Source organism: Bradyrhizobium ottawaense (genome assembly GCF_002278135.3).
Lineage (GTDB): Bacteria > Pseudomonadota > Alphaproteobacteria > Rhizobiales > Xanthobacteraceae > Bradyrhizobium > Bradyrhizobium ottawaense.
In genome coordinates this window covers 96347-110293 of the sequence record NZ_CP029425.2, presented here as the reverse complement: position 1 = coordinate 110293, position 13947 = coordinate 96347, and the positions used below count along the sequence as shown (strand labels likewise).

14 protein-coding genes are annotated in these 13947 nt (G+C 65.1%); 12 read left to right on the top strand and 2 right to left on the bottom strand.

Going from position 1 to position 13947, the window contains the following annotated elements; all coding sequences use genetic code 11:
- Positions 1 to 67: 67 nt before the first annotated feature.
- The 12 genes from aroA (at position 68) to CIT37_RS00415 (ending at position 12363) form a co-directional block, all read left to right on the top strand.
- A complete protein-coding gene (gene aroA / locus CIT37_RS00470; protein WP_095424882.1) occupies positions 68 to 1405 on the top strand; it encodes a 3-phosphoshikimate 1-carboxyvinyltransferase in 1338 nt (445 codons plus the stop codon).
- Positions 1402 to 2040 (top strand): (d)CMP kinase, encoded by a 639-nt coding sequence (gene cmk, locus CIT37_RS00465; protein WP_028139472.1) that lies wholly within the window; start codon positions 1402 to 1404, stop codon positions 2038 to 2040. Before aroA ends, cmk begins: the two co-directional genes overlap by 4 nt.
- Positions 2041 to 2307: 267 nt before the next feature.
- Complete coding sequence (gene rpsA / locus CIT37_RS00460) at positions 2308 to 4014, top strand: 30S ribosomal protein S1 (RefSeq protein ID WP_028139473.1); 1707 nt, start codon at positions 2308 to 2310, stop codon at positions 4012 to 4014.
- Between the two features lie 362 nt (positions 4015 to 4376).
- Entirely contained in the window at positions 4377 to 5357 is a 981-nt protein-coding gene (gene sppA / locus CIT37_RS00455; RefSeq protein WP_028139474.1) for a signal peptide peptidase SppA, read from the top strand.
- 171 nt (positions 5358 to 5528) lie between these two features.
- Positions 5529 to 5834, top strand: coding sequence for an integration host factor subunit beta (locus CIT37_RS00450; protein ID WP_007598410.1), 306 nt, complete (start codon positions 5529 to 5531; stop codon positions 5832 to 5834).
- Between the two features lie 74 nt (positions 5835 to 5908).
- A complete protein-coding gene (locus tag CIT37_RS00445) occupies positions 5909 to 6301 on the top strand; it encodes a lipopolysaccharide assembly protein LapA domain-containing protein (protein WP_038950992.1) in 393 nt (130 codons plus the stop codon).
- A 65-nt stretch (positions 6302 to 6366) separates the two neighbouring features.
- Entirely contained in the window at positions 6367 to 7038 is a 672-nt protein-coding gene (locus tag CIT37_RS00440; protein ID WP_095424883.1) for a phosphoribosylanthranilate isomerase, read from the top strand.
- A complete protein-coding gene (gene trpB, locus CIT37_RS00435; protein WP_038950994.1) occupies positions 7035 to 8249 on the top strand; it encodes a tryptophan synthase subunit beta in 1215 nt (404 codons plus the stop codon). The genes CIT37_RS00440 and trpB overlap by 4 nt, the downstream gene beginning before the upstream one ends.
- The gene (trpA, locus tag CIT37_RS00430; protein WP_028139478.1) at positions 8246 to 9082 is read left to right on the top strand and encodes a tryptophan synthase subunit alpha; all 837 of its coding nucleotides are present in this window, start codon (positions 8246 to 8248) and stop codon (positions 9080 to 9082) included. Before trpB ends, trpA begins: the two co-directional genes overlap by 4 nt.
- 119 nt (positions 9083 to 9201) lie before the next feature.
- A complete protein-coding gene (accD, locus tag CIT37_RS00425) occupies positions 9202 to 10143 on the top strand; it encodes an acetyl-CoA carboxylase, carboxyltransferase subunit beta (RefSeq protein WP_038950995.1) in 942 nt (313 codons plus the stop codon).
- Entirely contained in the window at positions 10140 to 11483 is a 1344-nt protein-coding gene (locus tag CIT37_RS00420; protein ID WP_095424884.1) for a bifunctional folylpolyglutamate synthase/dihydrofolate synthase, read from the top strand. Before accD ends, CIT37_RS00420 begins: the two co-directional genes overlap by 4 nt.
- Before the next feature lie 139 nt (positions 11484 to 11622).
- Positions 11623 to 12363, top strand: coding sequence for a metallophosphoesterase family protein (locus CIT37_RS00415; protein WP_161966518.1), 741 nt, complete (start codon positions 11623 to 11625; stop codon positions 12361 to 12363).
- A gap of 100 nt (positions 12364 to 12463) precedes the next feature.
- Here the strand turns inward: CIT37_RS00415 and CIT37_RS00410 are convergent, their stop codons facing one another.
- Positions 12464 to 13471 (bottom strand): ATP-dependent DNA ligase, encoded by a 1008-nt coding sequence (locus tag CIT37_RS00410; protein WP_095424886.1) that lies wholly within the window; start codon positions 13469 to 13471, stop codon positions 12464 to 12466.
- Between the two features lie 145 nt (positions 13472 to 13616).
- Complete coding sequence (gene trxA, locus CIT37_RS00405) at positions 13617 to 13937, bottom strand: thioredoxin (RefSeq protein WP_007598398.1); 321 nt, start codon at positions 13935 to 13937, stop codon at positions 13617 to 13619.
- Positions 13938 to 13947: the final 10 nt, after the last annotated feature.

The following is a 13947-nucleotide window of genomic DNA, read 5'->3' as shown; positions in this document are numbered from 1 at the left end:
GTGACGAGGCGCTGACCATGTGGTACCTGCGCCCAGCCCCCTCGAGGGCGCATCCAAGGACACAATCGTGACCCATTCCGACCAAACGAGGCCGCTCCAGGCTCGCGCCAGCGGGCCCCTGACCGGGAAAGTACGGGTGCCCGGGGACAAGTCGATCTCCCACCGTGCCCTCATCCTGGGCGCGCTCGCGGTCGGCGAGACCAGGATTTCAGGTCTGCTGGAGGGCGAAGACGTCCTCAACACCGCCAAATCGATGCAGGCGCTGGGCGCCACCGTGGAGCGGACCGGCGATTTTGCCTGGAAAGTGCAGGGCGTCGGCGTCGCGGGCTTCGCCCGGCCCAAGGAAGCGCTGGATTTCGGGAACTCCGGCACCGGCTGCCGGCTGGTGATGGGCGCCGTCGCCGGCTGCCCGATCTCGGCGGTTTTCGACGGGGACGCCTCGTTGCGCAGCCGCCCCATGCGCCGAATCCTCGATCCCCTGGAAAAGATGGGCGCCAAGGTCATCTCCGGCAGTGAGGGCGGCCGCCTGCCCCTGACACTCCAGGGTGCCCGCGATCCGCTGCCGATCACCTACAAGACCCCGGTCGCCTCGGCCCAGATCAAATCGGCAGTGCTGCTGGCGGGCCTTGCCGCGCCTGGCATCACGACCGTCATCGAGACCGAGGCCAGCCGCGACCACACCGAATTGATGCTGAAGCATTTTGGTGCCGACATCACCTCGGCACAGGAGGGCGTGCACGGCCGCCGTATCACGCTCAAGGGCCAGCCCGAGCTGCACGGTGCCAATGTCGTGGTGCCGGCCGATCCCTCTTCGGCGGCTTTCCCGGTGGTCGCGGCGCTGATCGTCGAGGGCTCCGATGTCGTCCTGTCGGATGTCATGACCAATCCGCTGCGCACCGGCCTGTTCACCACGCTGCGCGAAATGGGCGCATCGATCGAGGAGAGCGAAGTCCGCGGCGACGCCGGCGAGCCGATGGCGAAACTGCGCGTGCGGGCCTCGAAGCTGCGCGGCGTCGTGGTGCCGCCGGAGCGCGCGCCCTCGATGATCGATGAATATCTCGTGCTCGCGGTGGCAGCCTCTTTCGCCGAGGGCACCACGATCATGCGCGGCCTGCAGGAGCTGCGCGTCAAGGAATCGGATCGCCTCGAGGCCACCGCTGCCATGCTCCGCGTCAACGGCGTGAAGGTCGAGGTCTCCGGCGACGATCTGATCGTCGAGGGTCGCGGTCACGTCCCCGGCGGCGGCACTGTCGCGACCCACATGGACCACCGCATCGCGATGTCCGCATTGGTGATGGGCTGCGCCTCGGACCAGCCGGTGACCGTGGACGACACCGCTTTCATCGCCACCAGTTTCCCGGACTTCATTCCGATGATGCGTTCGCTAGGGGCCGAGTTTTCATGATCATCGCCATCGACGGACCCGCGGCCTCGGGCAAAGGGACGCTCGGCAAGCGTCTCGCGCACCATTACGGCTACCGTCACCTCGATACCGGCGTGATCTACCGTGCGGTGGCCTATGCCCTGATGCAGTCCGGTCACGATCTCCGGGACGAGGAGGCTGCGGTCGCTGCGGCGCTGGAACTCGATCCCGAAAAGTTCGGCAATCCGGCCCTGAAGACCCAGAAGGCCGGCGAGGGCGCCTCCATCGTCTCGGCGATCCCCAGGGTTCGCGAGGCCCTGGTCAATTTTCAGCGGCAATTCGCCGCCGATCCGCCCGGAGCGGTGCTGGACGGCCGGGACATTGGAACCGTGATCTGCCCGCATGCGGACGTGAAGATTTTCGTCGTCGCCGATCCAAAAGTCCGAGCGCGCCGCCGGACCATGGAGGCCAAGGCGAGGGGCGAGGAGGCCGACGAGGCCGCCGTGCTCGCCGACATCATCCAGCGCGACGAACGCGACAAGAACCGGCCTATTGCGCCCCTGAAACCGGCCGCCGATGCTTACTTGCTAGATAACTCCCAACTGGATATAGAAGGCGGCGTCCGGGCCGCCATCGACATTATCGAGGCCGTCCGAGCGGGCCGGTCGCGGGGTTAAGCCGCCGCCGTCATTGGAGGAAGTGCCCGCTCCCGCTCTTTGAGGTCGATACCTCGGTCCTTTGTTTGGGGCCGACGCGATCCAGGCTCCGGACACAAGATTTCCACGTATCGAACGCGCGGGCCTCAGCCGGCCCGCTTCCGCTGTTCCGCCTTTCAGGCCGGAGCAGCGAGCGGTCGCTCGAAGGTCTTGCGGACCTTCCGACACTGCGCGTGCGATGCGCCCATGAACCCAACGGCCGGCACGACATCCGCAACTGGAGAACAAATGGCTTCGACTTCTGCTGATACCTATAGCCCGTCGCGCGACGATTTCGCCGCGATGCTCGACGAGTCCTTCGCAGGTGGCAACCTGCAGGAGAGCTCCGTCGTCAAGGGCAAGGTTGTTGCAATTGAAAAGGACATGGCCGTCATCGACGTCGGCCTGAAGACCGAGGGCCGTGTCGCCCTGCGCGAATTTTCCGGCCCCGGCCGTGACAGCGAACTGAAGGTCGGCGACGAGGTTGAAGTGTTCCTCGATCGCATCGAGAACGCGCTCGGCGAAGCCGTGCTGTCGCGCGACAAGGCGCGCCGCGAAGAGAGCTGGGGCAAGCTCGAGAAGGCGTTCCAGAACAACGAGAAGGTCAACGGCGTCATCTTCAATCAGGTCAAGGGTGGCTTCACCGTCGACCTCGACGGTGCCGTGGCCTTCCTGCCGCGCTCGCAGGTCGACATCCGTCCGATCCGCGACGTTGCGCCGCTGATGAACAATTCGCAGCCGTTCCAGATCCTCAAGATGGATCGCCGTCGCGGCAACATCGTCGTGTCCCGCCGCACGGTTCTCGAAGAGACCCGCGCCGAGCAGCGTCAGGAGCTGGTGCAGAACCTCGAAGAGGGTCAGGTCATCGACGGCGTGGTCAAGAACATCACCGATTACGGTGCGTTCGTTGATCTCGGCGGCATCGACGGCCTGCTGCACGTCACCGACATCGCGTGGCGCCGAGTCAACCACCCGACCGAGGTGCTCTCGATCGGCCAGACCGTGAAGGTCAAGATCATCAAGATCAACCACGAGACGCACCGCATCTCGCTGGGCATGAAGCAGCTGCTGGACGATCCGTGGCAGGGCATCGAAGCCAAGTACCCGCTGGGTGCCCGCTTCACCGGCCGCGTCACCAACATCACCGACTACGGTGCGTTCGTCGAGCTCGAGCCGGGCATCGAAGGCCTGATCCACGTCTCCGAGATGTCGTGGACCAAGAAGAACATGCACCCCGGCAAGATCGTTTCGACCTCGCAGGAAGTCGAAGTGCAGGTGCTGGAAGTCGATTCCGTCAAGCGCCGCATCTCGCTCGGCCTCAAGCAGACCATGCGCAACCCCTGGGAGGTCTTCGTCGAAGGTCACCCGACCGGTTCGACGGTCGAGGGCGAGGTCAAGAACAAGACCGAGTTCGGTCTGTTCCTGGGTCTCGAGGGCGACGTCGACGGCATGGTCCATCTCTCCGACCTCGACTGGAAGCTTCCGGGCGAGCAGGTGATCGACAACTACAAGAAGGGCGACATGGTGAAGGCCGTGGTGCTCGATGTGGACGTCGAGAAGGAGCGCATCTCGCTCGGCATCAAGCAGCTCGAAGGCGACCCCTTCGCCGAGCCGGGCGATGTCAAGAAGGGCGCGGTCGTGACCTGCGAAGTGCTCGAAGTGAAGGAAAGCGGCATCGAGGTGAAGATCACCGGTACCGACTTCTCGACCTTCATCAAGCGCTCCGAACTCGCCCGTGACCGCAACGACCAGCGCGCCGAACGCTTTGCCGTCGGTGAGAAGGTCGATGCCCGCGTGATCCAGTTCGACAAGAAGGCCCGCAAGGTCCAGGTGTCGATCAAGGCGCTCGAAGTCGCCGAAGAAAAGGAAGCCATCGCGCAGTACGGCTCCTCCGATTCGGGAGCAACGCTCGGCGACATCCTCGGCACCGCGCTCAAGAACCGCGACAGCAAGTAAGCGAACCTTTCGGTTCGCCAGACATCGAAGCCCCGGCGCGAGCCGGGGCTTTTTTGTTGCCGCCTCCACAAACTCCGCTGTCGTCCCGGACAAGCGCGCTCAAAGCGCGCGTAGATCCGGGACCCATACCCACAGGGAGTGGTTTGACGAAGACTCGGAGTGGGCGTCTCGCGTCACACTCCGCCCTGCGGGTATGGGTCCCGGCCTTCGCCGGGACGACATGTGAGTGTATGGCAGCATCTCGGCCTACGCTGTCACAGCCTTGTTTTCTTCTAATTGCGCCGCAATTGATGTATCCAGATAAGCCGTTGGTCACGCTGTGAGGGCACAACGCGTCCGGCCTTTCATTTGGAGATATCTAGATGTCGCTCGATTCGGACATCATCGTCGATCGCCGCAGGATCCGCCGCAAGCTGACGTTCTGGCGCGTGATGGCTGCGCTGATCGCGATTGCGGCGATTGCGGGCTTTGCGCTGGTCGTGACACCGGGTACGCGGGGCACGTTCGCATCCGCCGGCTCGATCGCGCGGGTCCAGATCGAGGGCCTGATCCGCAGCGATTCCGATCGTACGCAGGCGCTGGAGCGGCTGGAGAATTCGCAGGCCGCCGCCGTCATCATTCACATCAACTCGCCGGGAGGCACCACCGCCGGCTCCGAGCAGCTCTACGATTCACTCGTCCGGCTGAAGGCGAAGAAGCCGCTCGTCGTGGTGGTCGAGGGCCTGGCTGCCTCCGGGGGCTACATCACGGCGATTGCCAGCGATCACATCATCGCCCAGCAGAGTTCGCTGGTCGGGTCGATCGGCGTGCTGTTCCAATATCCCAACGTCAGCGAGCTCCTGAAGACCATCGGCGTCAAGGTCGAGGAGGTGAAGTCGTCACCGCTGAAGGCCGCGCCCAACGGTTTTGAGCCGACCAGCCCGGAAGCACGGGCCGCGCTCGATGCGCTGGTGAAGGATTCCTATGCCTGGTTCAGGGGATTGGTGAAGGAGCGGCGTGGCATGGATGACACGCAGCTCGAGAAAGTGGCTGATGGCCGCGTCTTCACCGGGCGCCAGGCGATCGATCTCAAGCTGATCGATCAGATCGGCGACGAGAAGACGGCGGTGACCTGGCTGGTCGAGCAGAAGGGCGTCAAGAAGGGGCTCTCCGTGCGCGACTACAAGCTCCAGCCGCGCTTCGGCGATCTGCCATTCCTCAAGACGGCCGCCGCCGTTACGCTGGAAGCGCTCGGTTTGGGCTCGATTGCGCATCAAATCGGGCAAACCGGCGTCGCGCAGGCGGTCGATCGGTTCGGAATGGATGGAATGCTGGCCCTGTGGCAACCGGCCGCCTCAAATTGAGGGGGTTGGGCGAGCGGCTGAGGGTTTTCCCGTTTGGCGGGCGTCGGGTCAGCCCGCTTTTTCGGCATTTGTCACGTAATTTCGCGACGCTCAGCCTTGATTTAGCGTCTTGACAGATCAAGGTATTTTCACGGAAATGGTCATCCGCACGCTTCCGGGTCCTATCTCTCGATGATCAAATCCGAACTTGTTCAGCGTATCGCCGAGCACAACCCGCATCTGTACCAGCGGGATGTCGAGAACATTGTGAATGCGATTCTCGAAGAGATCGTAGCGGCCCTCGCGCGCGGTGACCGCGTCGAGTTGCGCGGCTTCGGTGCCTTCTCGGTCAAGCATCGCCCTGCACGCGCCGGGCGCAATCCACGCACCGGCGCCCATGTGCCCGTCGATCAGAAGAGCGTTCCGTTCTTCAAGACCGGCAAGGAAATGCGCGAGCGGCTGAACCGCGACCATCCGGATCCCGGCGCGCCCGACTGAGGCTGTCGTCGTCGGGGTTTAACCGAACGGCCGCATGATGCGGCCGCAAGCTTGATTCAAGACGAGCGATCGCGATGCGAAAGTTCCTGACCGCGCTGATCGTGATCCCGCTGGGCCTGATCCTGGTGGCATTCGCCGTTGCCAACCGGCACTTCGTCACGGTCTCGTTCGATCCGTTCATTGCGAACGACCCGTCATTGTCGGTCACGCTGCCGCTGTTCCTGCTCCTGATCCTGGTCGCCGCCCTCGGCGTCTTCGCCGGCGGCTCCGCCGTCTGGCTCGGTCAGCGGCGCTGGCGCCGCGCGGCGCGCCGGCACGAGACGGATTCACGGGTCGCCAGGGCCGAACTGGCCGATTTGCGGGCCCAGGCGGCCGCGGCAAAGCCCGGCTCGCAGCGCCTTCCCGTACCCTCCGGGGTCGGGCTTTACGGGCCCATCGGGCGAGACAAGCAGCGCGCGACGTTGTAGAAGCGGCCCCGACCGAAAACGCTGTTTTCCGGCCGCACGTTGCGGCCTCCATTTGCTTTGAGACCATGTCCCTGCTCGTCAAAATCTGCGGCCTGTCCACGCGCGAGACGCTTCAAACGGCGCTCGAGGCGGGTGCGGATATGGTGGGGTTCGTGTTCTTCCCCCCTTCGCCGCGGCATCTGTCCCTGGAGCTCGGCCGCGACCTCGGCCGCCAGGTGAAGGGGCGCGCGCTCAAGGTCGCCCTCACCGTCGACGCCGACGATGCGACGCTCGACAACATCATGGACGCGCTGTCGCCGGACATTTTCCAGCTGCACGGCAAGGAGAGCGTGGCGCGGCTGCGCGACATCAAGCAGCGGTTCGGCCGCCCGGTGATGAAGGCGGTCCCGATCGCGACCGCGGCCGATCTCGCCGTGTTGCCCGGCTATGCCGCGATCGCCGACCGCATCCTGTTCGATGCCCGCGCGCCGAAGGATGCGACCCGGCCGGGCGGCCTCGGGGAGCCCTTCGACTGGCACCTGCTCGAAAACCTCGATCTGAAGCTGCCCTACATGGTCTCGGGCGGGCTTCATGCCGACAATCTCGCCGAGGCACTCCGCGTCACCCGCGCCGGCGGTGTCGACGTCTCCTCCGGTGTCGAGAGCGCCCCCGGCGTGAAAGATCCTGAGATGATCAAGGCCTTCATTCGCGCTGCGCGCGCCAGCCAAGAATCCAGCCAAGAGTTGAGTGTTCGATGAACGTCGCCAAACCCAATTCCTATCGCAGCGGTCCCGACGATCGCGGCCATTTCGGCATCTTCGGCGGCCGCTTCGTCGCCGAAACCCTGATGCCGCTGATCCTCGATCTCGAGAAGGCCTACACCGAGGCCAAAGCCGATCCGGCCTTCCAGGCCGAGATGAACGGCTATCTCACGCATTATGTCGGCCGGCCCTCGCCACTCTATTTCGCCGAGCGCCTCACCGAGCATCTCGGCGGCGCCAAGATCTATTTGAAGCGCGAAGAGCTCAACCACACCGGCTCGCACAAGGTGAACAACGTGCTCGGCCAGATCATGCTGGCGCGGCGCATGGGCAAGAAGCGCATCATCGCCGAGACCGGCGCCGGCCAGCACGGTGTCGCCACCGCGACGCTGTGCGCGCGCTTCGGGCTCGAATGCGTGGTCTATATGGGCGCCGTCGACGTCGAGCGGCAGCAGCCCAACGTGATCCGCATGGAGATGCTGGGTGCGACGGTGGTCCCGGTGCAGTCGGGCACGCGCACGCTGAAGGACGCCATGAATGAGGCCCTGCGCGACTGGGTCACCAACGTGCACAACACCTTCTACTGCATCGGCACGGTGGCCGGCCCGCATCCCTATCCGACGCTGGTGCGCGACTTCCAGTCGATCATCGGCAACGAGACCAAGACGCAGATGCAGGAGGTCGAAGGCCGCCTGCCGGATTCGCTGGTCGCCTGCATCGGTGGCGGCTCGAACGCGATGGGCCTGTTTCATCCGTTCCTCGACGATCCCTCCGTCGAAATCTTCGGCGTCGAAGCTGCGGGCCATGGGCTGACGCAGCTGCATGCGGCGTCGATCGCGGGCGGCCGTCCCGGCGTGCTGCACGGCAACCGCACCTATCTCTTGATGGACGCGGACGGCCAGATCCAGGACGCGCATTCGATCTCGGCCGGCCTCGATTATCCCGGCATCGGCCCCGAGCATTCCTGGCTGCACGAGATCGGCCGCGTGAACTATCTCTCCGCGACCGATGACGAAGCGCTCGCCGCGTTCCAGCTGCTGTCGCGCCTCGAAGGTATCATCCCCGCGCTTGAGCCCGCGCACGCCATCGCCAAGGTGATGGAGCTCGCGCCGAAGCGGCCTCGGGATCACCTGATGGTCGTCAACCTCTCCGGCCGCGGCGACAAGGACGTCCCGCAGGTCGGCGACATCCTGAGGGGCAAGAAGTGACCACGCGTATCGACACCCGTTTTGCCGAGCTTGCGAAGCAGGGCCGCTCGGCCTTCGTCACCTTCTTGATGGCCGGCGATCCCGATCCGGCGACCTCGCTCGAGATCATCAAGGCGCTGCCGAAATCAGGCGCCGACGTCATCGAGATCGGCATGCCCTTCACCGATCCGATGGCCGACGGTCCCTCGATCCAGGCCGCCGGGCTGCGTGCGCTCAAGGCCGGCATGACGCTGAAGAAGACGCTGGAGCTGGTGCGCGGCTTCCGCAAGGACGACAATGCGACGCCGATCGTGTTAATGGGCTATTACAATCCGATCTACATTTACGGCGTCGACAAGTTCCTGGTCGATGCCAAGAGCGCGGGCGTCGATGGTCTGATCATCGTCGACCTGCCGCCGGAGGAGGACGACGAGCTCTGCCTGCCCGCGATGAAGGCCGGCCTCAATTTCATTCGTCTGGCGACACCGACGACCGACGACAAGCGGCTGCCGGCCGTGCTCGCCAACACCTCGGGCTTCGTCTACTACGTCTCGATCACCGGCATCACCGGTGCGGCGGCGGCGGACTCCTCGGCCGTGAGCGAAGCGGTGGCCCGCATCAAGCGGCACACCAAGCTGCCGGTGTGCGTCGGCTTCGGTATCCGCACGCCGGAGACGGCGCGTGCCATTGCCTCCCATGCCAATGGTGCGGTCGTCGGCACCGCGCTGGTCGACGCGCTCAAGAACAGCCTCGACGCCGAGGGACGGGCGACCGGCAAAACCGTTAACGCCGTGGCTGAGCTGACGGCGGCCCTGGCCCAGGGCGTCAAGGGCGCGCAACAGGCGGCGGAATAGGCCATAATTCCGCTTTTGGGGCGGGCGACACGGCGACACGGCGGCTTGCCGGGCAACGGCCCGGTCGCCATATATCCCTTCAGGCGATCCGCAAGGCGGGCCGCACATCGGAGCAAACCATGAACTGGCTTACCAACGTGGTCCGGCCGAAGATCCGCAACATGCTGCGGCGGGAGACGCCGGAGAATCTGTGGATCAAGTGCCCGGACTCCGGGCAGCTCGTGTTCTACAAGGACGTCGAGGCCAACCAGTTCGTCATCCCCGGCTCGAACTATCACATGCGCATGGGGGCGGTGGCGCGCTTGAAGTCGATCTTCGACAACGAGACCTGGTTCGACGTCGCGCTGCCTGACGTCACGCCAGATCCGCTCAAGTTCCGCGACGAGAAGAAATACGTCGACCGCATCAAGGACGCGCGCGCCCGAACCAATCTGAACGATGCGATCAAGGTCGGTTACGGCAAACTCGAAGGCTCCGCCGTCGTCGTCGCCGTGCAGGATTTCGACTTCATGGGTGGCTCGCTCGGCATGGCCGCAGGCGAAGCCATCGTCCGCGGGCTCGAACTCGCCGTTGAAAAGAAGTCGCCGTTCATCGTGTTCGCCGCATCAGGCGGCGCGCGCATGCAGGAAGGCATCTTGTCGCTGATGCAGATGCCGCGCACGACGGTCGCTGTGCAGATGCTGCGCGAGGCCAAGCAGCCCTATATCGTCGTGCTGACCAACCCGACCACCGGCGGCGTTACCGCCTCCTATGCGATGCTCGGCGACGTTCAGATCGCCGAACCCGGCGCGCTGATCGGCTTTGCCGGCGCCCGCGTGATCGAGCAGACCATCCGCGAGAAGCTGCCTGAAGGTTTCCAGCGCGCCGAGTATCTGAAGGAGCACGGCATGGTCGACATGGTCGTGCATCGCCACGAGCTGCGTCCGACTCTGGCGCGGCTCTGCCGTCTGCTGACCAAGGCGCCGGCGCCGGAGACCGCGTCGAAGCCGATGCAGCCGGTGCTCAGCCCGGCACAGATCGTATCGGCCGCCGAGACGGCGCCGGCTGCGCCGCACGCGTGAACGCGTCCTCTGACAGCGCGAAGACGCCGCTCGGTGAATTGATCGGGCGGCTGTCGGTCCTGCATCAGAAGCGCATCGATCTCGGGCTGGAGCGGATGCACCGCCTGCTCGAACGGCTCGGCCACCCCGAGCTCAAGCTGCCGCCGGTGATCCACATCGCCGGCACCAATGGCAAGGGCTCGACGCTCGCTTATCTGCGCGCGACGCTGGAGGCAGCAGGCCTGCGGGTGCACGCCTACACCTCGCCCTATCTTGTCAGGATCAACGAGTGCTTCCGGCTCGGCCGCCTCAGTGGTGGTCAGCTGGTCGGCGATGACGAATTGCGTGCGGCACTGGAAGAGGTCGAGCGCGTCAATGCCGGCGAAGCCGCGACATTGTTCGAGCTGAAGACGGCGGCCGCCTTCCATCTGTTTGCGCAGAACCCGGCCGACGTGGTGCTGCTCGAAGTCGGCCTCGGCGGCCGGCTCGATTCGACCAACGTGATCGATGCGCCGGCGGCCTGCGTGATCACGCCCGTCAGCATGGACCACATGGATTTCCTCGGGGACACCCTGACGTCGATCGCCGGCGAGAAAGCGGCGATCATCAAGCGCGGCGTGCCCGTGATCTCCGCGGAGCAGGCGGGCGAAGCCATGGCGGTGATCGAGGCGCAGGCCAAGCGCATGCGCGCGCCGCTTTTTGCGGCGAACGAGAGCTGGCACGTCAATGTCGAGCACGGTCGCCTCGTCTACTCCGACGATCGCGGCCTGATGGATCTCACGGCGCCGCGGCTGTTCGGCCGCCACCAGTTCGACAATGCCGGCCTTGCGATCGCGACGCTGCGCGCGATTCCGAACTTCAGGATCAATCAGGCGGCGTTCGAGGCCGGCATCGTCGGTGCCGAATGGCCGGCGCGGATGCAGCGCATCACCTCGGGCGAGCTGCTCGCTCTCGGTCCGCAGGGCTCGGAGATCTGGCTCGATGGCGGGCACAATGCCGAAGGCGGCCGTGTCGCGGCGGCGGCGCTCGGAGATCTCGAAGAGCGGGTGTCGCGACCGCTGGTCGTCATCGCCGGCATGATGGCCAACAAGGATGCGCAGGGCTTCCTTGCCAATTTCGCCGGTCTCACCCGTCACATCATCGCGGTGCCGATCCCCGACACCGAGAACGCGATGCCGGTCGATCGCCTCGCCGACGCCGCCCGCAGCCTCGGCATGCGCGTCGAGACCGTCTCCGGCGTCGAAGCCGCGCTGCGCGCCCTCTCGAAGCTCGCCTACGAGGTGCCTCCGCGCATCCTGATCACTGGCTCGTTGTATCTGGCCGGCCACGTGCTGGCGATCAACGGCACGCCTCCTGCATGATTTCTCTTGTCCCGGACGCGGTGCAGCGTGCAACGCTGCTGCGCAGAGCCGGGACCCAGGGCCGCATGGGCCCCGGCTCTGCAGCGCATCGCTGAAGCAGCGCTGCGCTGCGTCCGGGGCACGAGAGTGAGAAATGCCAATGCGTTTCGCCGCGATTGCCGACGTTCACGGAAACTATCTCGCGCTGGAGGCGGTGCTCGCCGACATACGCGCGCATGACATCACCGACATCGTCAATCTCGGCGACATGCTGAGCGGCCCGCTTGATGCGCGCCGCACCATCGAGATCCTGATGCAGCTCGACGCCGTGCACGTGCTCGGCAATCACGACCGCTATCTGCTGGATCGTCCGCCGGAGAAAATGGGCTCGTGGGATCGTCCCGCGCACGCAGCGCTTGATACGGCGCAACTGGACTGGCTGCGGGCGCAGCCGATGACGCGGGTATTTCGTGAGCAGGTGTTCCTCTGCCACGCGACGCCCGATAACGACGAAGTTTATTGGCTCGACATGGTGCACCCGGAGGGCGCGGTGGCGCTGTCGCCGCTCGACCGCATCGAGCAATTCGCGCTTGGGCTCACGCAATCCCTGATCCTCTGCGCCCACACTCATCTCGCCCGCGCCGTGCGCTTGCGTGACGGCCGGCTGATCGTCAATCCCGGCAGCGTCGGCAGTCCTGGGTATCGCGACAAGCATCCCTATCCGCATGTAGTCGAAGCTGGCACGCCGCATGCGCGCTACGCGATCCTCGAGCTGGCTGATGGTGCCTGGCAGGTGACATTCCGCCACGTCGCGTATGATCACGAGGCGATGGCGGCGCTGGCGCGGCGCAATGGGCAGCCCGAACTGGCGCAGGCGATCGCGACCGGATGGCTCAGGTAAATCCTCCCGTGTCCCGGACGCGGTGCAGCGCAAAGCGCTGCTCCGCAGAGCCGGGACCCAGACTCGCGGCTTCTGGGCCCCGGCTCTGCACTAGACCGACTCACCTCAGCAGCTTCATCGGATCGGCCACCTTCTGCTTCAGTTGCTCGAAGCTGCATTGCCGCGGCGCCTTGTCGGGGCGCCAGCGCAGGATCGAGGTGCCGTGGCGGAAGCGTTCGCCGCTGAAATGGTCGTAGCAGACTTCGATCACCAGCTTCGGTCTCAGCGGACACCATTTTGCCGAGCGCTCGGTGGACCAGCGGCTCTGTCCGCCCGGCGCGTTGCCGGTGAAGCCGGGTTCTGCGGTCAGCGCCTCCACCCGGTCGGTCAGCGCGGGCTTCTGCTCTGCCTTGATCGCGGATGTGAAGCCGACATGATGCAGCAAGCCACCATCGTCGTAGAGCCCGAGCAGCAACGAGCCGACCACCTTTCGCCCGGCGATCTTGTTGGTGGCGTAGCGGAAGCCGCCGACCACGCAATCGGCGCTGCGAAATTTCTTGATCTTCTGCATGCCGTCGCGATTTCCGGCCTGATAAGGCAGGTCGACGCGCTTGGCGATGACGCCGTCCGAGCCGCCACCGGATTGCGCCAGCCACTTTTTCGCCGTGGCGAAGCTCGTCGTCGCCGGCGACAGGCGGAAGAGGCCGCCCTTCAGATGGGCCTTCGCAAAAGCCTCCAGCGCCGGCCGCCGTTCGCTCAGCGGCCTTCCGGCAAGCTGCTTCTGTTTTACCGTCGCGAGCAGATCGAAGGTGAGATAGAGCGCCGGCGTGTCCTGCGAGAGCTTTTTCACACGGCTTGCGGCGGGATGAATCCGTTGCAGCAGTGCGTCGAACGAGAAGCTCTTGCCGTGCGGTACGACGATCTCGCCGTCGAGCGTGAAACGGTCGGCTTTCAGCTTCAGCGCCGCGGCGACGACTTCCGGGAAATAGCGCGCGAGGTCCTCGCCCGATTTCGAGCGCAGTTCGACATGACTGCCGTCGCGCGACAGCAGGCAGCGAAAGCCATCCCATTTCGGCTCGTATTGCCATTCCTTGCCGCGTGGAATTTCGTCGACCGACCGCGCCTCCATGGCAACGAGAGAGGTCGATTTTCGCGCGCGCTTTGCAGGAGGGGCAGGCAAGGGTCGGGACTCGTCATACGCTGGACATGTCCCGTCAACGCAAACGGCCGGCATTTCGCCGGCCGTTGTCGAAAATAAACTTGCGCCAGGCGGATCAGACCGCGGAGGTGATCCACTGCTGCAGCTTCGCCTTCGGCGCCGCGCCGACCTGGCGGGAGGCCATCTCGCCGCCCTTGAAGATCATCAGCGTCGGGATCGACATCACGCCATACTTGGACGCGGTCTTGGGGCTCTCGTCGACGTTGAGCTTCACGATCTTGACCTTGTCGCCCATCGCGCCAGCGATCTCGTCGAGGGCGGGCGCGATCATGCGGCAGGGGCCGCACCACTCAGCCCAGAAATCGACGACCACAGGACCGTTCGCCTTGAGCACTTCGGCTTCGAAATCGGTGTCAGAAACCTTGCCAACGGCCATGGGAGTACCT